21 protein-coding genes are annotated in these 26,253 nt (G+C 55.0%); 17 read left to right on the top strand and 4 right to left on the bottom strand.

Annotated features, from left to right (window positions below):
* Window positions 1-66: 66 nt before the first annotated feature.
* From ROA7450_RS14845 to ROA7450_RS14830, 4 genes are read left to right on the top strand one after another with little or no spacing between them, the layout of a single operon-like run.
* On the top strand, window positions 67-1,074 hold the full coding sequence (locus tag ROA7450_RS14845; protein WP_085806658.1) for an AAA family ATPase: 1,008 nt from the start codon (window positions 67-69) through the stop codon (window positions 1,072-1,074).
* Window positions 1,071-1,949: a DUF58 domain-containing protein gene (locus ROA7450_RS14840; RefSeq protein WP_234999537.1), complete on the top strand. Its 879-nt coding sequence runs from the start codon at window positions 1,071-1,073 to the stop codon at window positions 1,947-1,949. The genes ROA7450_RS14845 and ROA7450_RS14840 overlap by 4 nt, the downstream gene beginning before the upstream one ends.
* Window positions 1,949-4,696: a DUF4159 domain-containing protein gene (locus ROA7450_RS14835; protein ID WP_085806657.1), complete on the top strand. Its 2,748-nt coding sequence runs from the start codon at window positions 1,949-1,951 to the stop codon at window positions 4,694-4,696. Before ROA7450_RS14840 ends, ROA7450_RS14835 begins: the two co-directional genes overlap by 1 nt.
* Complete coding sequence (locus ROA7450_RS14830) at window positions 4,693-6,741, top strand: hypothetical protein (protein WP_085806655.1); 2,049 nt, start codon at window positions 4,693-4,695, stop codon at window positions 6,739-6,741. The genes ROA7450_RS14835 and ROA7450_RS14830 overlap by 4 nt, the downstream gene beginning before the upstream one ends.
* 5 nt (window positions 6,742-6,746) lie before the next feature.
* Here ROA7450_RS14830 and ROA7450_RS14825 read toward each other — a convergent pair whose 3' ends face one another.
* Complete coding sequence (locus ROA7450_RS14825) at window positions 6,747-7,106, bottom strand: hypothetical protein (protein ID WP_085806653.1); 360 nt, start codon at window positions 7,104-7,106, stop codon at window positions 6,747-6,749.
* A gap of 149 nt (window positions 7,107-7,255) precedes the next feature.
* On the opposite strand from ROA7450_RS14825, the gene ROA7450_RS14820 reads away from it, so the two are divergent.
* From ROA7450_RS14820 to ROA7450_RS14795, 6 genes are all read left to right on the top strand, one after another.
* Window positions 7,256-8,695 (top strand): FAD-linked oxidase C-terminal domain-containing protein, encoded by a 1,440-nt coding sequence (locus ROA7450_RS14820; RefSeq protein WP_085806651.1) that lies wholly within the window; start codon window positions 7,256-7,258, stop codon window positions 8,693-8,695.
* The gene (locus tag ROA7450_RS14815; protein WP_085806650.1) at window positions 8,692-9,930 is read left to right on the top strand and encodes an FAD-binding protein; all 1,239 of its coding nucleotides are present in this window, start codon (window positions 8,692-8,694) and stop codon (window positions 9,928-9,930) included. The genes ROA7450_RS14820 and ROA7450_RS14815 overlap by 4 nt, the downstream gene beginning before the upstream one ends.
* A gap of 1 nt (window position 9,931) precedes the next feature.
* Window positions 9,932-10,279 (top strand): hypothetical protein, encoded by a 348-nt coding sequence (locus ROA7450_RS14810; protein ID WP_085806648.1) that lies wholly within the window; start codon window positions 9,932-9,934, stop codon window positions 10,277-10,279.
* A gap of 12 nt (window positions 10,280-10,291) precedes the next feature.
* Entirely contained in the window at window positions 10,292-11,587 is a 1,296-nt protein-coding gene (gene glcF / locus ROA7450_RS14805; RefSeq protein WP_085806647.1) for a glycolate oxidase subunit GlcF, read from the top strand.
* A gap of 123 nt (window positions 11,588-11,710) precedes the next feature.
* A complete protein-coding gene (locus ROA7450_RS14800; RefSeq protein ID WP_370738214.1) occupies window positions 11,711-12,478 on the top strand; it encodes a trypsin-like serine peptidase in 768 nt (255 codons plus the stop codon).
* The gene (locus ROA7450_RS14795; protein WP_143534471.1) at window positions 12,475-13,269 is read left to right on the top strand and encodes a trypsin-like serine peptidase; all 795 of its coding nucleotides are present in this window, start codon (window positions 12,475-12,477) and stop codon (window positions 13,267-13,269) included. Before ROA7450_RS14800 ends, ROA7450_RS14795 begins: the two co-directional genes overlap by 4 nt.
* A 13-nt stretch (window positions 13,270-13,282) precedes the next feature.
* Here ROA7450_RS14795 and ROA7450_RS14790 read toward each other — a convergent pair whose 3' ends face one another.
* The gene (locus tag ROA7450_RS14790; RefSeq protein WP_085806645.1) at window positions 13,283-14,626 is read right to left on the bottom strand and encodes a uroporphyrinogen decarboxylase family protein; all 1,344 of its coding nucleotides are present in this window, start codon (window positions 14,624-14,626) and stop codon (window positions 13,283-13,285) included.
* Window positions 14,627-14,755: 129 nt separating this feature from the next.
* On the opposite strand from ROA7450_RS14790, the gene pdxR reads away from it, so the two are divergent.
* Both pdxR and ROA7450_RS14780 read left to right on the top strand, forming a co-directional pair.
* Window positions 14,756-16,243 carry a MocR-like pyridoxine biosynthesis transcription factor PdxR gene (pdxR, locus tag ROA7450_RS14785; RefSeq protein WP_085806644.1) on the top strand — a complete coding sequence of 496 codons (1,488 nt, stop codon included), beginning with the start codon at window positions 14,756-14,758 and terminating at the stop codon, window positions 16,241-16,243.
* Between the two features lie 159 nt (window positions 16,244-16,402).
* Window positions 16,403-16,870, top strand: a complete 468-nt coding sequence (locus tag ROA7450_RS14780; RefSeq protein WP_085806642.1) for an Hsp20 family protein — start codon at window positions 16,403-16,405, stop codon at window positions 16,868-16,870.
* 139 nt (window positions 16,871-17,009) lie between these two features.
* Here ROA7450_RS14780 and ROA7450_RS14775 read toward each other — a convergent pair whose 3' ends face one another.
* Window positions 17,010-18,047 carry an aromatic ring-hydroxylating dioxygenase subunit alpha gene (locus ROA7450_RS14775; RefSeq protein ID WP_085806641.1) on the bottom strand — a complete coding sequence of 346 codons (1,038 nt, stop codon included), beginning with the start codon at window positions 18,045-18,047 and terminating at the stop codon, window positions 17,010-17,012.
* Between the two features lie 183 nt (window positions 18,048-18,230).
* Here ROA7450_RS14775 and ROA7450_RS14770 point away from each other — a divergent pair, with 183 nt between their 5' ends.
* The 3 genes from ROA7450_RS14770 (at window position 18,231) to ROA7450_RS14760 (ending at window position 21,831) form a co-directional block, all read left to right on the top strand.
* Window positions 18,231-19,394, top strand: a complete 1,164-nt coding sequence (locus ROA7450_RS14770) for an aromatic ring-hydroxylating oxygenase subunit alpha (protein WP_085806639.1) — start codon at window positions 18,231-18,233, stop codon at window positions 19,392-19,394.
* A 122-nt stretch (window positions 19,395-19,516) separates the two neighbouring features.
* Window positions 19,517-21,130 carry an ABC transporter substrate-binding protein gene (locus ROA7450_RS14765; RefSeq protein ID WP_085806637.1) on the top strand — a complete coding sequence of 538 codons (1,614 nt, stop codon included), beginning with the start codon at window positions 19,517-19,519 and terminating at the stop codon, window positions 21,128-21,130.
* A 50-nt stretch (window positions 21,131-21,180) separates the two neighbouring features.
* Entirely contained in the window at window positions 21,181-21,831 is a 651-nt protein-coding gene (locus ROA7450_RS14760) for a GntR family transcriptional regulator (RefSeq protein ID WP_085806636.1), read from the top strand.
* A gap of 16 nt (window positions 21,832-21,847) precedes the next feature.
* Here ROA7450_RS14760 and ROA7450_RS14755 read toward each other — a convergent pair whose 3' ends face one another.
* Window positions 21,848-22,786, bottom strand: a complete 939-nt coding sequence (locus tag ROA7450_RS14755) for a LysR family transcriptional regulator (RefSeq protein WP_085806756.1) — start codon at window positions 22,784-22,786, stop codon at window positions 21,848-21,850.
* Between the two features lie 146 nt (window positions 22,787-22,932).
* On the opposite strand from ROA7450_RS14755, the gene ROA7450_RS14750 reads away from it, so the two are divergent.
* Both ROA7450_RS14750 and ROA7450_RS14745 read left to right on the top strand, forming a co-directional pair.
* Window positions 22,933-23,943, top strand: coding sequence for a TAXI family TRAP transporter solute-binding subunit (locus ROA7450_RS14750; protein ID WP_085806635.1), 1,011 nt, complete (start codon window positions 22,933-22,935; stop codon window positions 23,941-23,943).
* A gap of 95 nt (window positions 23,944-24,038) precedes the next feature.
* Window positions 24,039-26,252 carry a TRAP transporter permease gene (locus tag ROA7450_RS14745; protein WP_085806634.1) on the top strand — a complete coding sequence of 738 codons (2,214 nt, stop codon included), beginning with the start codon at window positions 24,039-24,041 and terminating at the stop codon, window positions 26,250-26,252.
* The last annotated feature ends 1 nt before the right edge of the window (window position 26,253 follow it).

Below are 26,253 nucleotides of genomic sequence, written 5' to 3'. Positions count from 1 at the left end.
TTTTGCCATTTCCATTCAAAGCGATACACTCACTTATACGAATAGCCAGTGTTAAGGAATTTTGCCATGACGGATGACAACGAATTGTTGACCCAAATCGAAGCGCTTGAGGATAAGCTGGCGCAGGCGCGCGCCTCGATCAATCAGCGCTTTATTGGGCAGCAGCAGGTGGTCGATCTGTCCCTTTCGGCCTTGTTGTGTGGTGGTCATGGCCTGTTGGTGGGGTTGCCGGGGTTGGGCAAGACCAGATTGGTCGAAACACTATCGACTGTCATGGGCCTGCATTCCAATCGGGTCCAGTTTACGCCTGACCTGATGCCAGCAGATATTCTGGGGTCCGAGGTGCTGGAAACCAGCACTGATGGCAGTCGCAGTTTCAAGTTCATTCAGGGCCCGGTGTTTTGCCAGCTTTTGATGGCAGATGAGATCAATCGCGCCAGCCCACGGACGCAATCAGCCCTATTGCAGGCGATGCAGGAACGGCAAGTGACCGTTGCCGGGCAAGATCGCGTGCTTGACGCCCCGTTCCACGTGCTGGCGACGCAAAACCCGATTGAGCAAGAGGGTACTTACCCTCTGCCCGAAGCCCAGCTTGACCGGTTCCTGGTACAGATCGATGTGCCCTATCCAACGTTAAATACTGAGCGAGATATCTTGCTGGCCACAACCGGCGCGACCGAGGCAGAGGCGCATCAGGTTTTCACCGCTGAAGAGTTAGTGAAAGCGCAAGAACTGTTGCGCCGCATGCCCGTGGGCGAAAAGGTGATGAATACCATTCTGGAACTGGTTCGCGCCTTCCGCCCCGAGGATGAGAGCGCCTCGACCGCCGTCAAGGATGCCGTCGCATGGGGCCCCGGACCACGTGCAGCGCAGGCTTTGATGCTTGCGGTACGTGCTCGCGCGATGCTGCAGGGGCGGTTGGCACCGGATGCGGATGATGTTGCTGCGCTTGCCTTGCCGGTGCTCAGCCACCGCATGGCTCTTAACTTTGCAACACGTGCCCGAGGGGAAACGCTGCCAGATCTGATCGCAACGGTCACGCAATCCGTCACCCGGATTGAGGCTGCTGCGTGAGCAACCCTCTCCCCCTCCGCGCCCGCGCCGAATCTGAGGCCAAGGCCCTGCCGCCACTCTTGGCGCGCGCCCGGCATCTGGCGGGTGCTGTCATGCTGGGGGATCATGGTCGTCGTCGTGCGGGCATGGGCGATGACTTCTGGCAATACCGTCCAGTGCAGCCCGGAGATTCACGTCGCCACATCGATTGGCGGCGTTCGGCACGCAGTGATGCGCAATTCGTGCGTCAGCGCGAGTGGCAGATCGCTCAGACGGTCATGTTCTGGGTTGATAACGCGGCTTCTATGCGTTTCACTTCTGATGATGCTCTTCCAGAAAAGTCGGACCGAGCGCAGATGTTGTCATTGGCGCTTTCGATATTGCTGAACCGGGGTGGGGAACGGGTTGGTCTGACCGCGCCAACTTTGCCACCGCGTCGGGGTACAGCGCAGATCACCCGATTGGCCGCCGCCTTAGATCAAGAACACGAAGACGACTATGGCGCGCCCGCGTTTGCGGCCATTCCACCGTATAGTCACGCTTTGTTTGTTTCGGATTTTCTGGGGGATCTGGATCAGTTGCAATCTGCCATGGCTGCCACGGCTGACAGGGGCGTGCGTGGGGTGTTGTTACAGATTTTGGATCCGGCTGAGGAAAGCTTCCCTTATCGGGGTCGTGCTATTTTTGAAAGTGGCGGCGGCACGTTGCACCACGAGACCTTACAGGCCAACGACCTGCGCGATCGTTATCTCAGACGCTTAGCAGCGCGCAAGGATCAGCTCCGCCAGCTATGCCGTGCCACTGGCTGGCGCTATCACTGTCACCACACTAACGACAGTGCTCAATCGGCGCTTCTGTGGCTCTACCGTGCTTTTGACCAAGGGGGGCAGCGCTGATGACCTTTGGTGCGATCGGTTTTAGTTCACCAGTGCTTTTGCTGGCTTTGGCCATACTTCCGATCTTGTGGTTTGTTTTGCGCGCAATTCCCCCCGCGCCGGTCCGGCGGCGGTTTCCGGGTGTTGCCCTGCTCTTGGGTCTGCGGGACGAAGACAGCAGCTCGGATCGCACACCTTGGTGGTTATTGCTGCTTCGCATGTTGGCTATCGCGGCCATTATAATCGGCTTCGCTGGCCCGGTTCTGAATCCGCACCAAAAGGACACGGACCAACGCAGCGAGCCGCTGTTGATTGTGATGGATGCCAGTTGGGCCAGTGCGATTGAGTGGCCAACCAAACGTGCTGTCGTCGACTCTCTTCTGGACGAGGCTGGCCGCGATGCACGACCCACTGCGATTTTACAGCTGAGCGCGCCAGAGCCACTTGCATTTCGCGCAGCGTCAGATTGGAGCGGGCGCCTGGTTGGCATGGCCCCCAACCCTTGGGCTGCCGATCCAGAGGCAACGAAAGACATCATCACGTTATTAGGGGATGAACCTTTTGAGACCCGTTGGTTTTCGGACGGATTGGCCCGCGAAGGGCGCGACGATCTTATGGCTGCGCTACAAAGCCATGGCCCCGTGATGATCCATCAGGGCAATCGCCAGTTGATGGTCCTTTCCCCACCCGTCATCGCAGATGGGGAGATTGTTCTGACGGCGCATCGACTAACTGCGGATGGCGCAGCAGATATCACGATTCAGGCGCACGGACGTGATCCGAACGGGGAACTGCGTTTGACGGCCAGCGTTCCAGTCAGCTTTGCCGAGGAGAAACTTTCGGCGGAGGGCTTGCTATCCCTGCCAGCCGAACTGCGTGCCCGCCTGACACGTTTTCAAATCGCAGGGCAGTCCCATCCCGGGGCCGTTTCCTTGGTGGCGGATACCCTTAAACAACGTGAAATAGCCTTGATCGCGGGGCGCGAAGATCGCGAGGGTTTGGAGCTGCTGTCGCCGCTTCACTATCTTGAGCAAGCCTTTTTGCCCGCAGCGCAAATGCTGGAAGGCGGCCTGCTCGACATTTTACCCGCGAACCCGGACGTCATTGTTCTGGCCGATGTCGCAATCCTGACAGTTGCCGAAGAAGAGGCTCTTCTCGAGTGGGCCAAGAATGGTGGCACGTTGCTTCGGTTTGCCGGTCCGCGTTTGGCAGCGAGTGACACGGCGCGGAACGCAGAAACCCATTTGATGCCTGTGCGCTTGCGTGCCGGGGGACGTATGATTGGCGGTGCTATGAGTTGGGGCGACCCGAAAACGCTTGCGCCCTTTGCGGAAGACAGCCCATTTTTCGGCCTTGCGATTCCTGATGAAGTCACAATCACCGCGCAAGTTATGGCTCAACCGGATCCGACACTGGCCGAACGTGTGATTGCACAGCTGACCGATGGCACGCCGCTTGTCACACGCAAACGTCTGGGGGCGGGGCAGGTGGTCTTGTTCCACGTCACCGCCAACGCCGAATGGTCTAATTTGCCGCTGTCAGGCTTGTTCGTGCAGATGCTGGACCGTTTGGCGACCTCGTCTGCCGCAACCACGCCTGATTTGGTGCAGATGCAAGGCACCACATGGCAACCTGTTCAGGTGCTTGACGGCTTCGGCCACCTGACGCAGGCCACGACATTGCCGGGTGTCGACGGTACGCGGTTGATCTCAGAGCCGCCAGGCCCCACCCTTCAACCCGGGCTCTATGATGGGTCGGACCGGCGCTTGGCGTTTAATGTGACAACGGCGGAGCCTGACCTGAGGCCCGTGAATTGGCCCGAAAGCGTACCCGTCATGGACCTTTCTCCTCCGGTCGAGCAGCCGTTAGGTGGTGTTTTTCTCTCGCTCGCGCTTCTTTTATTGATGTTAGATATCCTTGCTTCATTGGCATTGACTGGTCGTCTTATGCCCACACGTGCGATAGGTGTTGTTCTTACTTTACTGCTGATTCCTGATCTTGGGCAGGCACAACAGAGCAAGGCCCAACTGGCTACAAGTGAGGTTGTTCTGGCCTATGTCCTGACCGGTGATGCGCAGCTCGATCGTGTGTCTGACGCCGGGTTGCGCGGGCTTGGTAGCACCTTGTTCTTTCGTACTTCGGTCGAGCCAGCAAACCCCATCGGGATCAATTTGGAAGCGGATGAGTTGTCGTTTTACCCTCTCATTTATTGGCCGATCACCCCGGATCAACCTGCACCAAGCGATCAGGCGTATTCGCGGCTGAATGAGTATCTGCGCACGGGCGGTTTGATCCTTTTTGATACGCGCGATGCCAATATCGCAGGTTTTGGAAACTCCTCCCCGAACGGGGCGAAACTCCAGCGTCTCGCAGCCCCATTGGATATCCCGCCTCTCGAACCTGTGCCACACGATCATGTTTTGACACGGACATTCTATCTGCTTCAGGATTTTCCCGGTCGTTTTACCGGTCAACCTGTCTGGGTCGAGGCGTCTCCACCCGACGCTGAGCAGATCGAAGGTATGCCATTTCGCAACCTCAATGATGGTGTGACGCCGGTGATCATCGGGGGGAATGACTGGGCGGCGGCTTGGGCGATCAATGAGAGTGGTGCACCGCTATATCCTGTTGGGCGCGGGTATTCTGGCGAGCGCCAGCGAGAATTGGCCAATCGATTTGGGGTCAATCTGGTCATGCATGTGTTGACTGGCAACTATAAATCAGACCAGGTTCATGTGCCTGCACTTCTCGGTAGGTTGGGCCAATGACGACAACCATCCTCTTTGACCCGCTTGCCCCTTGGCCATTTATCACTGTTTTGTTTGGCATGGTGCTTTGTAGTCTGGGCCTGTCCCTGTGGCGTGGCCTGTCCGGCTGGGCGTTGCGGACGTTTGCAGCACTTGTGGTTTTGGCGGCCCTCACCGGGCCCGTCATCCAACAGGAAGAGCGCGAACATCTGGATGACATCGTTTTTGTGGTCGAAGACCGTAGCGCTAGCCAGAAGTTGGGAAATCGAGATGAAGCCGTGTCGCAGGCCGCGGCTTCGTTGAAAGAGCAGTTAACCGCCCGCCCAAACACAGAATTGCGTGAAATCACTGTTGGAGATGGCGCCAACAATAGCGGGACCGGCATCATGCAGGCCTTGTCCGACGCCATGGCCGAAGCACCCAAAGGGCGTATTGCAGGGGCCATACTTTTGTCAGACGGGCAAGTGCATGATTTGGATCGAGCATCCGATATGCCCGCACCGATCCATCTGTTGCACACCGGCAAGCAAGGAGACTGGGATCGGCGGTTGACCATCGACAATGCACCGGCCTTTGCCATTCTTGGCGAAGAAATCACCATGACCTTGCGCATCGATGATTTGGGCGCTGGGCCTGATGGAGCCGATAAAGTGCCATTGGAGGTTTCGATTGATGGTGACACCCCGCAACAGTTTGAGGTCTCAACCGGTACAGATATCGAGCTGCCCCTGATTCTGCCCCATGGCGGACGAAATGTGCTGCAGTTTTCTACGCCCGCAGTAGACGGTGAGTTGACGGATCGCAACAATAGCATTGTGGTTCAGATCAACGGGGTGCGCGACCGGCTCAGTGTCTTGCTAGTCTCGGGTGAGCCGCATCCCGGAGGACGTACCTGGCGAAACCTGCTGAAATCCGACAGTTCGGTTGATCTGGTGCATTTCACCATTTTACGCCCTCCAGAAAAGCAAGATGGCGTCCCGGTCAGCGAGTTGTCCTTGATTGCTTTCCCGACACGCGAATTGTTTTTGGAAAAGATCGACGATTTCGATTTGATTATTTTCGACCGCTACAAACGGCGCGGGATCTTGCCGTCACTCTATCTTGATAACGTGCGCAACTATGTCGAAGGGGGTGGGGCTGTTCTGATTGCGGCGGGTCCAGACTTTGCCAGCGCTGAAAGTATATATCGTACACCATTGGCAGATGTCATTCCTGCGCGCCCGACGGTTCGTATTTTTGAAGAGGCCTATCGACCGCAAGTATCAGAGCTGGGTCAGCGCCATCCGGTCACTGCTGGGCTTGAGCAGGAATTTGAAGGTGAGTGGGGGCATTGGTTGCGTCATATCGACTTGGAGGCAGAGCGCGGAGATACATTGATGACGGGTGTGGATGATCGCCCGCTTCTGGTGTTGGATCACGTCGGCGAGGGGCGCGTGGCCTTGTTGGGTTCCGATCATGCCTGGCTGTGGCACCGGGGGTATGAAGGGGGCGGACCACAATTGGAATTGTTACGCCGTTTGGCTCACTGGCTGATGAAAGAACCCGAACTTGAGGAAGAAACACTGTGGGCCGAAGCCGCTGGCCAGAAATTGCGCATCATCCGCCGCTCGCTCGAAAACGCGGTTGGTCAGGTTGTGGTCACGACACCCAGCGGCGAAATGCAGTCTTTGGCGTTATCAGAAACCGCGCCGGGTCAATTTGAGGCGCAATTCGAAGGCCCTGAAATTGGGCTCTATCGTTTGGAAAACGGAGATCATACTGCTGTGATCGGCCTAGGTCCTGCCGCGCCTATTGAGTTTGATGAAACCCTTGCCAGCACCGAGTTGCTGGAGCCCATCATCAAGCAATCCACTGGTGGTATCATGGCGCTGGAGGACGGCTTGCCACGTCTGCGTGATGTGCGCGCTGGGCGTCCGGCCGCTGGGCGCGGCTGGATCGGGCTTACACCGCGCAATGCCTATGAAACCAAGTCTGTGACGCAAATCCCGCTTTTGCCAGCTTGGCTGATGCTGTTGCTCAGCACGCTTTTGCTGACCGGGGCATGGCTCTATGAGGGGCGCCGCTAGACCGATCAGGGCGTGAGTTCCACTTTTGTCAGCTGACTTGACCAATCTGCTATGGAGCAATGTGCCCGCACCCAGATTTCGCGCGTTCCGTCGGGCAAGACCAGAGAGTGAAGTGACCGCGTGAAGGGTTGTTCATCCACATGGGGATGATGCAGGGTGCGCGTGGCCAGAACGTTGCCGTCTGCATCAAGCACCTCCCAAGCATCCGCATAGTGATCCCAGCCGGTATCACCATGCTGCACGGTCACGTGAATGCTCCACAACATGCCCATCTTCTCGACTTGGACATCGAGAATTTCGGGGTCATGAGCCGAAGCCATGCTTGCGCACAAACTGGCGATCAAAGAAAGGTATAGGCGTTTCATACGTTGTTTATATCGTCCCAATTTGCGATTCTGCACTCACGTCTGCGTGTCTTTTCCGTCATCATACCATGATGTTGTCACCGGGCCGCAGGTTTCGCTTGCGGCAGGCTTAAATTGGTTATATTTTATTACCAATACTGGAGGTCGTCATGGAAATGCCCAAGCCCAATCCGAAAATCTTGGCTCGCAAGGCGGAGTTTTTGGCGCAGCTGGCGAATATTTTGCCACCCGATGCGATCATTTCCGACCCATTTGAAACCCGTGCTTATGAATGTGATGCCCTGACCGCCTACAAGTGTCCGCCTTTGGCTGCGGTGCTGCCATCTTCGACCGCCGAAGTAGCTGACGTACTGCGCCTATGTCATCGGATGGGGGTTCCTGTCGTCCCCCGCGGAGCGGGCACGTCTCTCGCAGGTGGGGCATTGCCGACCGCCGACAGCGTGATCCTTGGGGTCGCGCGGATGAATGAGGTCTTGGAAACCGACTATGACAACCGCTTTGTCCGCGTCCAAACCGGGCGCACCAATCTAAGCGTCACCCGCGCAGTCGAAGAGCACGGTTTTTTTTATGCGCCTGACCCTTCAAGCCAGTTGGCCTGTGCAATCGCTGGAAACATCGCGATGAACTCCGGCGGGGCGCATTGCCTGAAATATGGTGTCACTACCAACAATCTGATGGGTGTGACGATGGTGCTGATGGATGGCACCGTGGCCGAACTCGGTGGTGCACACTTGGATGCAGGGGGTCTTGATCTGCTCGGTGTGGTATGTGGGTCCGAAGGGCAGCTGGGCGTTGTGACAGAGGCCACCCTGCGCATCCTGCACAAACCCGAGGGTGCACGACCTGTGTTGATCGGGTTCGACTCGAACGAAGTCGCGGGGCATTGCGTGTCCGACATCATCAAGGCGGGTGTTTTGCCCGTGGCCATCGAGTTCATGGATCGGCCCTGCATTCGCGCGACCGAGGCCTTTGCCGGCGCGGGATATCCTGATTGCGAAGCACTTCTGATTGTTGAGGTCGAAGGCTCTGAAGACGAAATTGACGTACAACTAGGCAAGATCTCGGAGATTGCCCGCACCCACAACCCAGTAGAATTGCGCCAAAGCAATTCTGCCGATGAAAGTGCGCGGATCTGGCTGGGCCGCAAGTCGGCCTTTGGGGCCATGGGGCAGATCAATGATTACATGTGTCTGGATGGCACGATTCCGGTCAGCCAGCTCCCCTACGTTTTGCGTCGGATCGGTGAGATGAGCGCAGAATTCGGTTTAGGCGTTGGCAATGTTTTTCACGCAGGCGACGGTAACATGCACCCGCTGATCCTGTTTGATGCCAACAAACCTGGTGATTTGGAAAAGTGTGAGGCATTTGGCGCCGAAATCCTCAAACTTTGCGTCGAAGTCGGCGGTTGTCTGACCGGTGAACACGGCGTCGGCGTTGAAAAACGCGACTTGATGAGCCACCAATACGCGCCCGAAGATCTGGATATCCAGATGGCAATCAAGGATGTGTTTGATCCCAAGTGGCTTTTGAACCCGGCTAAGGTGTTTCCATTGGCCGCCAGCGAACCCCGCAGGATCGCGGCAGAATGAGTGGTGCAGCCAATTTCAGGAAAGACGCAGTGCTAAGGCCTGAAAGCGAAACAGACCTGGCAGAGGCCATTGCTTCTGCAAATTCGCCTTTGCGCATAGAGGGTGGCGGCACACGTCCAGTGGGCCGGTGCGCGGGGAAGTTGCTCACCACATCTGGGATTGCGGGGATTACGCTCTACGAACCCGGTGCCTTGACCATGGTGGCTAAGGCGGGCACACCGCTGGCCGAGATTGCGGCCGCATTGGATGCAGAAAACCAACAGCTCGCGTTTGAACCGATGGATCACCGCCCCCTGTTGGGTACGGATGGCACGCCAACGATTGGCGGGGTTTTTGCTGCCAATGTTTCTGGTCCCCGGCGCATCCAATGTGGGGCCGCGCGTGACTTCCTGTTGGGCGTGCGCTTTGTGGATGGGCAGGGGCGTATCCTGTCCAACGGGGGCCGAGTGATGAAAAATGTCACTGGCTATGATCTGGTCAAGCTGATGGCGGGCAATCGGGGCACCTTGGGTGTTCTGAGCGAGGTTTCATTCAAAGTGCTACCCCAGCCAGAAGCGACCGCTACCGTGATGTTGGAAGGGCTAGACCTCAGAGATGCCGTCAAAGCGATGTCTGCTGCTTTGGGCTCCCCCTTTGATGTGGCCGGTGCGGCCCATGTGCAAAACAAAACGGTTCTGCGCGTCGAAGGTTTTGTCGCTTCTGTCACCTACCGCGCTCAGGCGCTAAGCGAGAAACTTGGCAAGTTCGGCGCTGCCAAGACGCTCACGAATGCAGAAGAAAATACGTCGCTTTGGCAATCTGTTCGCGATGTTACGGCGCTGGGGACGTACCCTGCAGTTTGGCGGCTGTCGCTGAAACCCGGCGATACAGAGTCCCTGTTCCTGAAGCTTCGTAGATTGCACGATGGGTTCCTTGGCAAAACCATCTTGGATTGGGGGGGCGGGTTGGTGTGGCTCGCGGCTGATCGAGAGATGCTAATGGATATGTCCATGCAGGCCGGACCGAATGATCACTGTGAACCTGACATGGGCGTGCGCGTTGGTCACATGAACCTACAAGAGTTGGCGCAGGATCTTGGTGGACATGCGACACTGATCAAGGCACCGGAGGAGGTCTGGCCACACGTCAATGCGTTTCAACCGGAACCACCCCCCTTGGCAGCCTTGTCCGATGGGATAAGACAGAAATTTGACCCGCGCGGAGTTCTCAACCGTGGCTTGATGGGAGGCATGTAAAATGCTGGCAATATTTCTTCCCGGACCAGTAATTTTCCTGATCTCTCTGGTCCTGCCCAAATCATACAAATCCGCCCTGATTTACGCTGTGCTTGCCGCTATTGTGTTCATTGTGCACGCTTTTCTTCCGGCGGTCACCGGGTCTGATCCGGCCGGGAACGCCATGGCTTCGGGATTCCGGGCGATCATGTATTTTTCCGCTGTCGCAGGATTGATTTTTGCCGCGATCAACGCCGCGTTCTATACCAAGCTTGGCTTTGATCAAAAAGGGTGGGGAGCCAAATTGGCTCTGGCCGTACCTTGCTTGATTGGTTCAGGCTTCATCCTTCTTTTGCTTTTGCTCGCTTAGGTCGAGGGTTCCATGCAGACACAGTTTACGCCAGAACAGCTTGAAGATCCCGGAACCGCCCGCGCCAACGAGATCCTGCGCTCTTGTGTGCATTGTGGATTTTGCACCGCGACCTGCCCGACCTATCAAGTACTGGGTGATGAACTCGATAGTCCGCGCGGCCGGATCTACCTGATCAAGGATATGCTTGAAAACGAGCGTGTGCCTGACGCGAAAACAGTCAAACACATCGATCGTTGCCTTAGTTGCTTGTCCTGCATGACGACCTGCCCGTCGGGTGTTCATTACATGCATCTGGTAGATCATGCCCGCGCCTACATCGAAGACCACTACAAACGTCCCTGGAGTGATCGTGCTTTGCGCTGGGTTTTGGCCTGGATACTCCCTCATCCGATGCGTTTTCGTCTGGCATTGTTTGGGGCCAAACTGGCCCGACCTTTTGCGCGGTTGATGCCCGATGCCCGTTTGCGGGCGATGCTGGATATGGCCCCAAAGTCCATCCCGCCGGTCAGCCGCAATGATGACCCGCAAAGATTTACCGCCAATGGCCCGACCAAAATGCGCATCGCGTTGATGACCGGATGCGCGCAAAAGGCCCTGAATACCGATATCAATGATGCCACGATCCGACTGCTGACCCGCATGGGTTGCGAAGTGGTTGTGGCCGACGGGGCAGGCTGTTGCGGTGCTTTGACACATCACATGGGGAAAGTGGGTGAAAGTCATAGAAGTGCCGCCGCTAACATCCGGGCCTGGAGCGCTGAGATCGATGGTGCAGGGCTGGATGCCATCGTAATCAACACATCGGGTTGCGGCACAACGGTCAAAGATTACGGTCACATGTTTCGCAATGACCCTTTGGCTGAAGAGGCCGCAAGCGTTTCCGCACGCGCCATGGATATTTCCGAACTGCTGACTCAATTGGACTTGCCTGAAGTCGATGGCAAAGGCCTGACCATCGCTTATCATGCTGCCTGTTCCCTGCAACATGGTCAGCAGGTGAAATCTGCGCCCAAAGATCTATTGAAGCGCGCAGGATTCATCGTGGTAGAACCCGCCGACAGCCACCTTTGTTGCGGCAGTGCAGGCACGTACAACCTGATGCAACCAGAGATTTCCGGGAAGCTCAAGACCCGCAAAATTCGCACATTGGAGGCCAAGAAACCTGATCTTATTGCTGCGGGGAACATCGGTTGCATGATGCAAATCGGGTCTGGCACCGGCCTGCCTGTGGTGCACACGGTTGAGCTTCTGGATTGGGCTACCGGCGGACCAATGCCACCTGCGTTATCACATCTGGATGCTTAGAAAATTTAGGTTTGTGATTGCTCATTGATGCCCTAATTTGGCCGGAAACAAAGCCTACCTTGTCGCGACTCTGTTAAAAGGTATTTTATGCGTCAAATGCTTACAGCGATTTTTCTGGGTCTGATGAGCCAGAGCGCACAGGCCGAAGATTCAATCTTGCAACGTCTGAATACGGGCGACGACACCCGCGTATGGGAGGCTGTTGGGCGTTTGGATATTGATGGGCACGGGGTCTGCACCGGAGCACTGATCGCACCGCATCTGGTCCTGACGGCCGCGCATTGTCTGTTTGACAAACGCACGGGGCAACACGTCGAGCCTGAGAAGATCGAATTTCTGGCGGGTTGGCGCAATGGGCGCGCAGCGGCCTATCGTGGCGTGCGGCGTGCAGAAGCGCATCCGGATTACAAACACAGCGAGGATGTCGCGGCTAAGACTGTGCGCAATGATATTGCCCTGCTTGAGTTGCAACATCCAATCAGAAACACACGCATCGTTCCGTTTTTGACCGATGCGCGCCCGCGCAAAGGCCAACGCATCGGCGTTGTCAGCTATGCACATGATCGGCTGGAGGCACCATCGCTGCAGGAAAGTTGCAACGTGAAAGCGCGCCAGCAAGGTGTCTTGATCATGTCCTGCGAAGTTGATTTTGGATCCTCGGGCGCGCCGGTTTTTTCATTCGAATCCGGGGAACCTCGCGTAGTCTCGGTTGTCTCGGCAATGGCAGAGGTGGACGGGGATCAGGTGTCTCTGGGCACGCAACTCAAACGACCACTCAATGACTTATTGGCGCTATTGGGATTGGGCGAGCTCGAGAACATCCAGAATGTTTCTGGCTTTACACCGGTCACCGAACGCCGTGACAATGGGGCAAAATTTTCCAAACCATGAAGCTTTTTACATTTATATCAGCGCTTTGCCTGTTGACGACCGGGGCCTTGGCCCAAGGCAGCGGATTGGTGCGTTTGACCGACATCGATGATCTTTTTGGCTGGGAGGCTGTGGGCCGCGTTGAGCAATCCGGAGAAGGGTATTGTACGGGGGTTTTAATCGCTTCCGATCTTGTTCTAACGGCGGCACATTGCGTTTATGACCAAAATGATCGATTGCTCTCGACCGACAAACTACAGTTTCGGGCAGGGTTGCGCGATGGGGTATCGGTGGCCGATAGGGCTGTGTCTCAGATCGCGGCCCATCAGCAATTCAATCCCCGAGCAGGGGTCAGTGCGCATTTCGTTCGATATGATGTGGCTCTGTTGCGATTGGAAAGCCCGATTTCGAGTTTCACCGCTGCCCCCTTTGCACTGCACAAGGGGCACAGCAAAGGCAGTCGTGTGAGTGTTGTGTCTTATGGGCGAGGCCGCGATGCGGCTTTGTCATGGCAGCGTGATTGCGGGGTTTTGGGGCGTAGCCAAGAACTGGTCTCATTTGATTGCAATGTTACTTATGGCTCCTCGGGCGCACCGGTATTTCTTAAAGAGAATGGCAGGGGGCGTATTTTGTCGCTTGTTAGCGTTTCTCGCTTTGGTGGGGGGCCACGCAAGGCGTGGGGGATGGAACTGCCTAATCGCGTGCAAGAGTTGAAACGGGACCTGCGGGCCAATCGCCCTGCTCCGGGCATTGGTTTCGGTCAGGGCGGGGGTGGTTTCAAACGAGAAAAAGTTAACAGTAACGGTAGCTAAGCTGTGGATCCCTTCAATTGGCCCCGACGCACTGCTTGGATATATTTGACCGCTCAAAGGGCGGGCAGCTGTGGACCTCTCGCAAGATGAGTTCAACCAGCTCAAATTGGGATTGGCCGTTCACGTCTTCAAAGTAGAGGTGGCTAGGCCAAGACTGACCAACATGATTGTCTTCTGGCAGATCGACCACTTCACACACACGCCGTATAGCGGAAACAAAGGACTTGGCTTTTTCCGCTGCCTCAATCTTGGCCGCGCCCAAATCTTCGATGCTGTTACGATCAATCTCGGGCGAGCCAACACCAATGGTCAGTGGCATATTTCGCGAGATCGCCTGCTCTTCGTAAAATGACACATCAACCTTGTCCGCCTCAAGACGCATCACGAAAAGGGGATTTACGCTCACCTTCGCATCAGTCAGTTCCAGCAGCTTGGCGCGCGTGGTCGCGTGGTCGCTCGTATTTGCCGCGCCGCGCCGCCTTGAGGACCGGCTCTTTTTCGTGACCTCTGCCACGTAGTCTCCGCGGTAGTTATTGTCGAATACGCGGTCGGCATAGGGCTTGTCCCTGAGCATATGCCGAATCGAGCGGATCGACATGTTTTTGCAGTTTTCCGGCCCGATGAAGAATGGTGAACCGGAGGCATCGGACAATTCAACCCAGCCATCAGGGAACAGCTCAAAATGGTGGTCCATCCAGGGGGCCAAAACGGTATCGCCCAGATGATCCAGCAAGGCATTCACGGTGTCAGGATCATTGACCACATCTGCAAGCAAAGGTTCCTGCCCGTAAATATCTGCTGCCAGACTATAGGGGGCGGTGATCTGCAATGTTGGGCTTGCCCCGGTGAGTTCCTGCATCACCTTTAGAATGTTGTCGATGGCCAATGGCACACCCGAGTTGAAATCGGGTGTTTCAAGTTCGTGCCAATTGTCCTTCTTTATCAGCATATCGTCGGGATCTGCTCCCGGCGGATACTTGTCAGGATACATCATGGTTTGCCCCAATGGCTCGCACGTCCATGCATATAGCGACCATGTGATATAGAGCTTGCTCACCCCCATCAGTCGGGTGACGGCCAAGTTCGCCCGCACATAGCGATAGGGATCTTCATGATAATATTCACGCGTTTCAATGCCATAGAGGTCATTGAGGGCCGACAAGGTCAGCATATGTACCGACGCCGTTGAATGCACCCGGTCCGGAGAGGGTTGCAGTTTGAAATTCTCATCGAGGTTACCGGCGATGGCCGCATCAAAAACCCGGGTCAATTCCTCTTTTGCGCTTTGGTCTCCGGCTTGCCAGCGTTGCAACAGATGTAACCCTGATGGAAACGGATAGTCTTTCAAATCAGTCATGGCTCAGTTCACTCCCGATAGATACGCGGTCGCCCTAAGGCGGCTCCATTGCACAACAGGCTATTCAGAAATGGATCTATATTTTATACCCATTAACAGATTTTATATAAGCCCATTAGGAGGCGGCAGATGCCCAAGGCCCCCGGAGGAGCCCTGCTTCACGGCTTTTCCATAGATCGTGCAACCAGCACGCCAATCTATCGCCAATTGGATGGTGCTCTGCGTCGATCCATATTGGGCGGCGCGCTGCAGCCTGGGCAGAAGCTACCGTCAACTCGTGAATTGGCGCAGGAATTGGGCGTCTCACGCATCACCGTGAAATCCGTTTACGAGCAATTGGTCAGCGAAGGTTATGCCGAAGCAAAAACCGGAGCGGGTACCTTTGTCTCGCAAGGGTTGGAGGTTGAAAATGCGCCGAAGGTTCGTCGCTCACGGCGACAAAAAGAGCCTCCCAACTTTGAAATTTCTGACCGTTCCAAGACGATCATGTCCTCCTTAGCTAGCGTCCGCCACGGTAAGACAGAACCGTTTCGACCGGGTGTGCCCGCATTAGATCAGTTCCCGTTGAAAATCTGGAATAAGTACCTGTCCGAGGCTTTGATTGCCGAGGGTCGTCGTCATCTCAGCTATGGGCCCGCGAATGGCAGCGCAGCATTGCGCAGATCGATTGCCCGTCATTTGGCTGATGCCCGTAGCATGCAGGTTGATCCGGATCAGATCGTCATCACATCCGGCGCTCAGCAAGCGTTCGCACTGATTTCGGCGATCATGCTCAATCGCGGGGACACAGTTTGGTATGAAAATCCCGGCCATATCGCTGGGCGGGATCTCATGCAGATTATGGGGGCAAATGTTGTGCCTGTCCCCATCGACAATGAAGGCATGAACCTTGAGTTTGCCGCCTCACACTATCCCAAACCGGCAGCTATTTTCACGACCCCCTCTCATCAGCAGCCTTTGGGCATAACCATGTCGCTTGTTCGGCGGTTGGCTCTGCTCAATTATGCGAAAGACAATGACACGTGGATCATCGAAGATGACTATGACAGCGAATTCCGTTATCGTGGTAGGCCGCTGCCCGCCCTGTGTGCCTTGGATTCAGAGCGTCGGGTTTTGTACGTCGGCACGTTTTCGAAATCGATGTTTGCCTCTATTCGATTAGGTTACATCGTAGTGCCACCCGCACTTGTCGATAGTTTTGCCAAGTTTCGCACTCTGTTGGGTCAGGGGTCATCAGCGGTCACAGAACAGGCCATGGCCAACTTTATGGAAGATGGTCGGTTTGTAGAGCACATTCGCAAAATGCGTCGGATTTATCGCAACAGGCGGGATGTTCTTTGTGAATGCCTGTCGCGCGATTGCTCAGATTTTGTGGAGGTTGAGCCTCCAGATGCTGGGATGCATTTGCTTGCTTGGTTGAAGAACGATCTGGCCGATCAAACGGCACAACGCGTCCTGTTAGAGGCCGGTATCGAATCCTTACCTTTGTCGGTGTATGCCTTTGACCCGATTGAGCGTTCAGCTCTTGTTCTTGGATTTACCAGTGTTCACGAGAGCCGCATTCCCAAGCTGGTGAGCCGGCTTTGCCAAAAATTATCTCAACTTCAGAACACTTAAATTGATGCCAGAATTGGGAACATTTTCCCTGAAACCTTGAAGCCTGCGATCCGGCTTCCCAAATACTGATTATCCGATGCCGCCGAGCGGGTCGGATGATCTCTGCCTGTCCCATGAGGGAAGGCTCACATTTGGTATCGCTTTATGAAAGGATAACCCATGCGTAATTTTGATCTTGCACCCCTTTATCGTGCAACTGTTGGTTTTGATCAAATCGCTGACATGATGGATCGCGTTTTGACCAAAGACCTGAACCAACCAAGCTACCCTCCCTATAACATCGAAAAAACCGCAAATGATGCCTATCGCATCTCAATTGCGGTTGCTGGCTTTTCCGATGCAGACTTGTCTGTCGATGTGAAAGAAAATGCTCTGGTTGTTTCGGCCACAAAAGCCGAAGAAGACAATGAGAAAACTTATCTGCACCGCGGCATTGCCACTCGCGCGTTCGAGCGAAAGTTCCAGCTGGCCGACCATGTTCGGGTCACTGGTGCCAGCCACACCGATGGCATGCTGCATATCGACCTAGTGCGTGAAATTCCTGAGGCTCTTAAGCCGCGTCGGATTGAGATCCAAAGCGCGAGTGCCGTCGAAAAAGACGTGGTAGACGCCAAAGCCGTGAACTAAGTCTTTTCGGGGTTTGAAACATTGACGTTTCAAGCGCAGTAGAATTTTGAAAGGCCGGTATATACCGGCCTTTTTGATACGTTCTGATTGTTCATCACAAATCTTGGAATTTGAGATATAAGGACGGCATAATCAGGTATTAACTCAAAGCGGCGTCTGCCGTGCGTTCTTGATCAATCAGCACTTCAAGCTGACGCCTGAATCGAAGCTGGCCACCGTCAATATTCAAGTCAATATGCGGGGTGGTTTTATTGGCCATCCCTTCTTGCACGTCGTTGAGCACCTCGCGGTCTTCTTCAAAGGCATGTTTGACGTCATCAGACATCATCTCACTCAGCGCCTCATCATCTGGCCGGATGTTACGCAGTTGGAACCAGTAATAGCGCGTTCGCCCTTCAGTTTCCGGTGTCATGAAGTTGTAGCTATCCATGATGAATGTGTTTTCATGTAGCGAACCGCCAACGCCCCCCGTTCCGGCTGGTGTAAACACCGCACGGATCAGGGCGTGGCAAGGATAGCGCACCTCATAATGCTGCATACGGTCGCAGTTGCCCTCAAACTCGACAATCTTTTTGTAGAACGGGGCTGGTTCCACATCCATCATCCAGCGCCAAACTGTAATACCGTCATCCTGCTTGCGAATGCGCAAGGGCGTGTCTTCGGTGGCGGCTTGCCCGAATGATGATTGATGAACCCAAGCGACATGGGTTGGGTCCAAGAGGTTGTCGGTCACATAAAGATAGTTGCAATCAATCTCGAGTGCCTTGCCGCGATTCATGCCCCAGGCTGGGTTGTCAAAGTTTTCGATCTCGAAAATCTCGGATGTGTCAGCGAGGGCCGGATTGCCCATCCAAATCCAGATAAGGCCGTAGCGCTCTTCGGTCGGATAGGCGTGCACCTTGGCATTTGATGGAATGCCTCCTTGTCCAGGAGCATGAATACATTGCCCTGTGCCGTTAAACGTCAGCCCGTGATAGCCGCACTCGACCGCGTCACCTTTGCGTCGGCCTTTGGTCAGTGGCAGCTTGCGATGCGGGCAAGCATTTTCAAGTGCGATGACCTTGCCCTTGCTGTCCCGAAACATGCAGATGCTTTCGTTCAGCAACATTACCTTTTGCAGATCTTCGGTGATCTCATCGCCCCATGCGGCGACGTACCAGGCATTTTTCAGAAACATTATAGTCAGCTCCTCTTGGCAAGTGGCTAAGTTTCGTGATCACGGATGGTGAAGACATTCCAATCGTCCTCGATCTGTATAAACATATATAAACAATATGTGCAAACATAATACTTGAAGGAATCGAATAAGTGTGATCACAGTAGTGTTGAGAATAATCGCTATGTCCTCTAGGAGCAGATTATGCTGGATAGACACGCCGCCCTTTCACCCGAAGTGGACCGCATCAATCAGGAGCTGGCTCGCCGCGCTGCCTTGGCTGACGAAGATGCCTGGGCCATGCCCGCAGAGTTTTACACTTCCGAGGCCTTTCTGGAGGTCGAAATCAACGACGTGCTGCGCCGGGACTGGATGTGCATTGGACACATTGGAGAGCTACGCAACCCCGGCGATTTCTTCACGACGGAGCTTCTGGGCGAGCAGCTTTTGGCTGTTCGTGACACCGATGGAGTGATCCGCGTTCTATCAAATGTTTGTCGCCATCGCGGAAACCGGGTGGCTGAAGGAACAGGTAACGCCAAGAAGTTTATCTGCCAGTACCACAGCTGGACCTATGACACGGCTGGCGCCCTCAAAGTCGCGCCCCATATGAAAAAGCAACGCGCGTTTGATCAATCCAAATGTGGACTCCCAGAGTTTGCCAGCGAGGTTTGGATGGGCTGGCTGTTTGTCAATCTTGATTGCAATGCCGCACCCCTTGCGCCGCGCCTCGGCGGGCTTGAAGGGGTGATCCAGAACTATCATCAGGATCAACGCTATCTTGTGCATATTGAAGAGGATGTCTGGGATTGTAACTGGAAGGCGCTGTTTGAAAACTTCATGGAGGGCTATCACCTCAGCGCGACACATCTGAACACGTTGCACCCGATCACACCGACCAAACTCTGTCAGAAAATGGTCAGTGGCGAAGGGTGGACCGGCTATCACGCATGCTACGATCCAGACTATCCTCCGCGCGAGCCTTTTCATCCGGATCTGAACGAATTTGAACGCACCAATTCTCCCATGTACGGCGTCTATCCCAACTTGATGGTTGGGATGGGCACCGACTTCACATTGTTCATGATCATCCGCCCATGTGGTGCCGATAAGGTTCGCATTCGCTGGGGTGTGACCGGGCAGGATGATGCCCCCGAATCTGACGCGACGCAGAAATATGTTGAGCTTTGTCGTTCGTTCAATGTCGAAGACAAAGACAAGCTGGAAATTCTGCAACAGGCACTGAAAACCCGCACCTATCAAGGCGGGCCGCTGGCACCAGACGATTTTGAGGGAACAATTTGGGACTTCATTCAGTACATGGCGCGCAAGTTAGGCCATAGCCGAGACAATTTTTCTGATCCATAGGAATCGCCATTTCAGCGATCTGAACGGCGAAAAAACGACAATCAAGCCGCATCCAGCCGCCTTTAATGAGGACATAACAAGCAATCACAAAGTCATCCACAATAGCCAACAGGGAATTCAAAATGAAACGCGACGACGAAAATCTAATGCTAGACCGGATTATCTCAGCGGGGCGAGAGCGAAGGCTCTCCCGAAGAGGATTCATGGGGCACGCTACGGCTGCGGGCCTCAGTGCCACCGCCGCGACGGGGCTTTGGAGTTCTAAGGTGGCAGCTGCGACACCCAGTCAAGGTGGGAAGTTCCGGGTCGCTATTCACGATGCCAACACATCGGACGTTCTTGACCCCGGTCAGTATCTGTCGGTCTTCATGATCCAGCTTGCGCATGCCTCGCGCAGCTATCTGACTCTGATCAAGCCAGATGGCACGGTGGGCCCCGACATGGCCGACAGCTGGAGCGCGAGCCAAGATGCCAAGATCTGGACCTTTGAGCTGAACAAAGACGCGACCTTCCACGACGGCAAAAAATTCACCTCTGCGGATGCGGTGGCCTCGATCACGCACCACTTGGGAGAAGACTCGACTTCTGCGGCCAAATCGTTGCTGGCAAATGTGATCGATGTGCGCGCCGATGGTGATCATACCATGGTGATCGAACTCGACACTGGTCTTGCTGACCTGCCGTACATCCTGACGGATTATCATATTGCGGTTGTTCCCGCTGCTGCAGATGGCACTGCGGATTGGAAGGGTGGCAACGGCGCGGGTCCCTACAAGATGGTTGATTTCAAGCCGGGCGTCAGTGCAAGCCTTGTGAAGCACGACGGCTGGCACCGCGAGGGGGCCTATTTCGATGCTGTCGAATTATTGGCAATAAATGATCCTAATGCCCGCCAAACCGCGCTGGTCTCTGGTGATGTTGATGCGGTTAGTTCTGTTGATCTTAAAACCCTCGCGCTTTTGCAAAAACGACCGGGCATCGAAATTCTCAACCTGCCATCGGGTTCTGCTGTGACGCTGCCAATGCATGTTACTGCGGCACCTTTTGACAACAACGATGTGCGCATGGCGCTGAAGCTGGCTATCGACCGGGAAGAGTTGATCGAGAAAATCGTCTTTGGCACAGCCACGGCTGGCAATGATTTCCACATCTCTCCCAACATGCCGTATTATCCCGAGGATATCCCGCAGCGCACCTATGACCCGGACAAGGCCAAGTGGCACCTGAAGGAAGCGGGTCACGAAGGGCTGACGCTCGACATTTCGGCTGCAGATTCCATCATGCCGGGTGCGGTTGATTTCGTGACCCTCTATGCCGAGCAGGCAAAGGCGGCGGGTATTACTCTCAAACCCATCCGCGAACCGAATGACGGTTACTGGGCTGATGTCTGGCTGAAAAAACCATTCATCTTCTCCAAATGGGGCGCACGGCCGACACCGGACACGATGTTCACGCTAGCGTATAAGACCGGAGCCAGCTGGTCCGAAGCATTCTGGAGCAATGAGCGCTTTGATGAGATTTTGCTACAGGCCAAGGCCGAATTGGACGATGTGAAGCGTGCCGAGATGTATCGCGAGATGAGCCTGATCGCCCGCGACGAAGGAGGCAGCATCATCCCAATGTTCACCAACTACGTCTATGCCCACAATGACAAGGTCGGTAACCCCGAAGTCATTGGCTCCACCTGGGAAATGGATGGTGCTCGTGCCTATGAGCGCTGGTGGTTCACATCCTGATCGCCTAAAGTGCGGGCTGTCATGGCCCGCACTTATTGATCGGAGGTACAATGGATGACATCCCATCACATAAAAACGCCTCACTTTCCGAGATTATTTATGCGCAGTTGAAAACACGGCTGATGCTTGGTGCTTATCTGCCCGGTGATCGGCTTTCCATGCGCAAGCTGGCGACAGAGTTTGGCACCAGCCCGATGCCTGTACGCGAAGCGCTCAAGCGCCTGACCTCCGAACATGCAATCGAAAGCGCGGCGGCCAAGGCCTATAATATTCCAAAGCTGAGCAACAAACGCGCGGCGGATCTGTTTTACCTTCGAGGCCTGCTTGAGGTTGCAGCACTTGAGGCGGCCTATGATGCGCTGACACCGGATATCATTGGCGAACTTTCTGCCCTTTCTGATCGCATGTTGGCGCATCTTAAGCTGCGCGATTTTCCGGCTTATATGAGTGACAACCACCGGTTTCATTTCCTGATTTATGGGCAAGTGGGCAATCCCGACATGGTTTTCATGATCCAGCAACTGTGGATGCAAACCGGCCCTTCGCTGCATCTGGGGCTTCAACAATCCAGTTCACCCGCAGAAAATTGGAACACCGAACACATACGGTTTCTTCAAGCGATCCGTGCAAGTGATCGGCAGGGCGCAGTTACATCAATGCGTGATGACGTGGCTTGGGGTCAGGATTTTTACAGTACTTAGCCAAGGAGCCATCGATCTATTTGGCACCCTCGTTCGATGGTTTCGCGTCGATGAGTTCACGAACGTACCTTTCCCAACTCTCTACAAATTCTTGCGCAAGTGCGGAGGGTGGCCGTTGTTGAGGTGTGACGATGGAATAGCCAAAAGCTACTTCGGGGCTGAAGTTCGCGAAATGAATATTGCCTTTGACGCCATGCATGCGTTGATGACTTTCGGCGCTCATGGCATCGACGACCGCACAGATTTGGCCCGCTTCGATAAAGTGAAATAGGGGCAGAAAATACTGCGCTTGCACACGCACATTGAAGCGTGCGCCTGCCCGAACAAAAGCACGTTCTGTATCTTCATAAACTCGGTGCCCGGTATGCAGGGTGCCCATCGGCTCATCATCCAGATCAGCCGCATTTATTTGGGGCTTGCCTGCCAGACGATGGTCGTTTCGAACGGCAACCACGCAGTTGCGCCTAAGATGGACCGCTTCAAACAAATCGCGGCGGGCAGTGTCAACTTTGACATCGCAAAATCCAACATCATAGCTTTGCGCTGCGATCATGCTTAGAATCTGGGGTGAGCTGCGTGTCGCAAGGGTCACCTGAACGCCCGGCTTCTCGGCAATGAAGCGACTCACGAAGTCTGGCATCAAAAAGGCCGATGTTCCGGGCATCGCAGCAACTTTGATGGTCCCGCGCGCGCGATTGCGCAACTCCGAAAGGTTTGAGGCTGTCATTGCCATTCGGTCAAGAATTTCAGTGGCCTCTGCCAGCAGATAATGCGCTTCGGGGACAGGGGTTAACCGTCGCCCTTCACGATGAAACAAGGCAACACCAAGACTGGTCTCTAACGCTTTCAGGGAGGCGCTGATTGCCGGCTGCGTGCGGTGTAGATTTCGAGCGGCGGCACTGACCGACCCGGTTTTCATGACTTCGCGAAAGACGGAAAGTTGCTGCAGGTTCATGACGCAATTATACATAAAATTAATGTATTGAAACCATAAAATTATAAATTTGATTTTACTTGCCGACTCACCCCAGAATGGAACCATCACAAAAACCGCGTGATGGGCATATCCCGTGCTGTCACGACGCAAACGGGGAGAATGACATGGGACTATTTTCGAAACTTACAGCTGCCACCTTGGCGACGATGATGACAGCAGGGCTGGCCGCTGCGCAGGATCCAACCTTTTTCCGGATTGGTACCGGTAGTGCCGGGGGAACGTATTTCCCAATCGGCGGCACCATTGCCAACGGCATTTCTTCACCACCGGGCTCGCGTCCTTGTGACGAAGGCGGCCAATGCGGGGTGCCCGGTCTGATCGCGATTGCACAATCCACCACTGCGTCCGTGTTCAATAATACCGCCGTTCAAAATGGTGAACTTGAGGCCGGTATGGCTGCTGCCGACGTGACCCGCTCGATGTATCTGGGTGAGGGCAAGTTTGACGGCAAGCCGCACGAAAAACTGCGCATTGTCGCCAATCTTTATCCGGAAGATCTGCATCTGGTTCTTGCCAAGGGCGCGAGCCTCGATAGCCCCGCAGACCTTGAAGGCAAGCGAGTGGGCATTGCACAGGCGGGGTCTGGTACTCAGGTCGCTGTCCTTCAGATGCTTGAGCAATGGGGCATCACGCGCGACAATATGGACGAAGCTGAGCTGAACAACAGCCAGTCAGCCGAGCGTCTAGCGGATGGCCAGATCGATGCGTATTTCTATGCGGCGGGTTGGCCTGTTTCTGCCATGGTGCAGCTGGCAACAACTAAAGGCATGGAATTGCACAGCTTCACGGATGAAGATCTGGCCAAGATCAACGAGGCGGTCCCAGCCTATATTCCTTCATCGATCCCTGCGGGTGTCTACGAAGGTGTGGACTATGAGGTCAAGACACCTGCAGTTTCGGCCTTGTTGGTTGTCTCATCAGATCTTAGCGATGAGCTGGTCTATGGCATCACGCAAGCGTTGTGGAACGACAACACTAGAACGTTGCTGGACAATGGACACGCCAAAGGCAAACAAATCACGCCGGATACAGCCCTTGATGGGATCTCTGCGCTGGGCGTGCCGCTGCACCCGGGTGCCGAAAAGTTCTACAAAGAAGCTGGTCTTCTAGAGTAAAGCCACACTCTTCCGGCTTTACCAAAATCGGGCGGCGGGCAACTCCTGCTTGCCGACCGATACTTATATTCAAGATTCCATGAAAGGGCGGGGTGATGTCAGACCTACAAGGCCAGGACACGTCAGAGCTTTCAGCCGAAGAACTGGCCGAAATCGAAAAGAAATTTGACGAGGGCGCCGCCACGAGAACCGTGAGCCCAGGGTTTGCTAAGTTTCTTCGCTACGTGGCGTTAACATATGCTGTTTATCACTATCTGACGGCTGGTTTTGGATTGCCGCCAGATTATTGGCATATGGGATGGCACCTAAGTGGTCTGTTTATCCTAATTTACGCCTTTTTCCCGTTGGTAAAGACAAAAACCGCCTTTGATCTCAATACCGGTGCATTGCGCTTGGGGGGCGTGCCTTACCTTGATGTGATCTTAATGATTTTGGGGGTGGCCGCGTCGCTTTATCTTGGCTTCGCTTGGCATGGTGTACCCTGGTTGGGCATCGAAGAACAAACCTTCCGTATGGGCAATCCCAACGGCTATGACATGTTCTTTGGCTGCACCCTTATCGTGCTGGTGTTGGATATCGCCCGCCGGACGTTGGGGTGGATCCTGCCTTTTATCATCTGCATTTTCATGTGTTACGCGTTGTTTGGACCGATGTTCCCGGGGCTGCTGCAGCATCCCGGTGTGAAATTTAACACCTTCGTGTCATCGATGTACTTCCCGCAAGAGGGGATATTTGGTGTGACCCTGTGGGTTGTGTCGACCATCGTGTTCCACTTTGTCCTGTTCGGCGTGATTGCTCAGCGGACAGGGTTGGGGCAGCTCTTCATAGACAACGCGTCTATTCTGGCGGGGCAATACACGGGCGGCCCGGCGAAAGTTTCTGTCGTATCCTCGGCGTTCTTCGGTACCATCTCGGGCTCATCTGTTGCCAACACCGTTTCCACCGGGGCGCTGACCATTCCGAATATGAAACGTCTAGGCTATCCTGGGCACTTTGCTGGTGGGGTCGAAGCCGCCGCTTCGGCTGGCGGGCAGATTACGCCGCCGATCATGGGGGCTGCCGCTTTCATCATGGCGGAATTTCTGGAGGTACCCTACACCACCATCGTGATCGCCGCGATCTTCCCGGCGTTCTTGCATTATGTCGGTGTGTTCACGGTTGTGCACCTGATGGCGCGTCGTCTGAACCTGCAGGGCCTGTCCCGTGACATGCTCCCGAAGTTCCGCGACGTCTGGAGTGAAGGTTGGGCGAATGTCGTACCCCTTGTCGGCCTACTGACAGTGCTGTTTTCGGGATACACACCTTATATGTCTGCCTTTGTCGGCATTTCGCTATCCATCATCGCGGGCATGAGCCGTATGAGAAATCCAGCGACGTTGGTTTACGCAGCTGCGTTCATCGCTTTCGTCATATGGAAGCATCTGGGCGGTGGGTTTGATTTGAGCATGTCTATCATCTTGATCATCGGTGCGGCCATTGCGACACTGAACCCGCAAAAACGCGTCTCGATCACTGAAATGGCCGACACGTTTGAAACTGGCGTGAAGTATGCCCTTGCCGTCGGTGCGGCCTCAGCGGCCGTGGGCATTGTTATCGGTGTCATCAACACCACTGGCGTCGGCTTTCGCATCGGCTTTATGGTCACCCAAGCTGCGGCCAACTTGGGGGGAGATCTGCACGGTCTTTTCGCCTTCGGTGATTGGGAATTGTTCTCGGTCGCGGATCTCACGCTCTTCATCAGCCTCGTGTTCATTGCATTGGCCTGTATTCTGATGGGTGCGGGTGTGCCGACAACCGCGCTGTACATCATGCTGGTGTCCGTGGCGCAGCCTGCACTGGCACAGCTCGGTATTCCACCAATCGCAAGCCACATGTTTGTGCTTTATTACGGTGTCGTGGCTGAAATCACCCCGCCGGTCTGCACCTCGGCCTATGCCGCGGCGGCAATCGCAGGGTCCAATCCCTTCCGTACCGGAATTTCCGCCTTCACCTTGGGGCTGGGCAAAGTCGTGGCCCCGATGGCCTTTGTCTATGCGCCGGTCTTGTTGTTCGTGTCCTCAACAGGTTTCGATTTGTGGGAGTTCACCTATACGGCGGCTAGTTGCATTGCCGGTGTGGTTGCTCTGTCGACGGCTGTGGTTGGATATTGGCTGGCTCCAATGGGAACGGTGTTCCGGGTGTTAGCCGCCTTTGCTGGTTTGGTCTTTATCGCGCCGTCACTGCAAGCCGACCTTGTGGCCCTGATTATCGTGTCGCCAGTAATCCTGAGCCAGATCATCAAACGCAAGAACCAAACACAAGCGGTCTAAA

It is taken from the genome of Roseovarius albus (assembly GCF_900172335.1).
In the GTDB taxonomy this organism is placed as follows: Bacteria; Pseudomonadota; Alphaproteobacteria; order Rhodobacterales; family Rhodobacteraceae; genus Roseovarius; species Roseovarius albus.
This window is presented reverse-complemented; position numbering and strand designations above follow the sequence as displayed.

Excerpts from the sequence above, each read along its gene's own strand:
- ROA7450_RS14845 (WP_085806658.1), top strand. The coding sequence starts at position 67 with ATGACGGATGACAACGAATTGTTGACCCAAATCGAAGCGCTTGAGGAT.
- ROA7450_RS14835 (WP_085806657.1), top strand. The coding sequence starts at position 1,949 with ATGACCTTTGGTGCGATCGGTTTTAGTTCACCAGTGCTTTTGCTGGCT.
- ROA7450_RS14830 (WP_085806655.1), top strand. The coding sequence starts at position 4,693 with ATGACGACAACCATCCTCTTTGACCCGCTTGCCCCTTGGCCATTTATC.
- ROA7450_RS14825 (WP_085806653.1), bottom strand. The coding sequence starts at position 7,106 with ATGAAACGCCTATACCTTTCTTTGATCGCCAGTTTGTGCGCAAGCATG.
- ROA7450_RS14820 (WP_085806651.1), top strand. The coding sequence starts at position 7,256 with ATGGAAATGCCCAAGCCCAATCCGAAAATCTTGGCTCGCAAGGCGGAG.
- ROA7450_RS14815 (WP_085806650.1), top strand. The coding sequence starts at position 8,692 with ATGAGTGGTGCAGCCAATTTCAGGAAAGACGCAGTGCTAAGGCCTGAA.
- ROA7450_RS14810 (WP_085806648.1), top strand. The coding sequence starts at position 9,932 with ATGCTGGCAATATTTCTTCCCGGACCAGTAATTTTCCTGATCTCTCTG.
- glcF (WP_085806647.1), top strand. The coding sequence starts at position 10,292 with ATGCAGACACAGTTTACGCCAGAACAGCTTGAAGATCCCGGAACCGCC.
- ROA7450_RS14800 (WP_370738214.1), top strand. The coding sequence starts at position 11,711 with ATGAGCCAGAGCGCACAGGCCGAAGATTCAATCTTGCAACGTCTGAAT.
- ROA7450_RS14795 (WP_143534471.1), top strand. The coding sequence starts at position 12,475 with ATGAAGCTTTTTACATTTATATCAGCGCTTTGCCTGTTGACGACCGGG.
- ROA7450_RS14790 (WP_085806645.1), bottom strand. The coding sequence starts at position 14,626 with ATGACTGATTTGAAAGACTATCCGTTTCCATCAGGGTTACATCTGTTG.
- pdxR (WP_085806644.1), top strand. The coding sequence starts at position 14,756 with ATGCCCAAGGCCCCCGGAGGAGCCCTGCTTCACGGCTTTTCCATAGAT.
- ROA7450_RS14780 (WP_085806642.1), top strand. The coding sequence starts at position 16,403 with ATGCGTAATTTTGATCTTGCACCCCTTTATCGTGCAACTGTTGGTTTT.
- ROA7450_RS14775 (WP_085806641.1), bottom strand. The coding sequence starts at position 18,047 with ATGTTTCTGAAAAATGCCTGGTACGTCGCCGCATGGGGCGATGAGATC.
- ROA7450_RS14770 (WP_085806639.1), top strand. The coding sequence starts at position 18,231 with ATGCTGGATAGACACGCCGCCCTTTCACCCGAAGTGGACCGCATCAAT.
- ROA7450_RS14765 (WP_085806637.1), top strand. The coding sequence starts at position 19,517 with ATGAAACGCGACGACGAAAATCTAATGCTAGACCGGATTATCTCAGCG.
- ROA7450_RS14760 (WP_085806636.1), top strand. The coding sequence starts at position 21,181 with ATGGATGACATCCCATCACATAAAAACGCCTCACTTTCCGAGATTATT.
- ROA7450_RS14755 (WP_085806756.1), bottom strand. The coding sequence starts at position 22,786 with ATGAACCTGCAGCAACTTTCCGTCTTTCGCGAAGTCATGAAAACCGGG.
- ROA7450_RS14750 (WP_085806635.1), top strand. The coding sequence starts at position 22,933 with ATGGGACTATTTTCGAAACTTACAGCTGCCACCTTGGCGACGATGATG.
- ROA7450_RS14745 (WP_085806634.1), top strand. The coding sequence starts at position 24,039 with ATGTCAGACCTACAAGGCCAGGACACGTCAGAGCTTTCAGCCGAAGAA.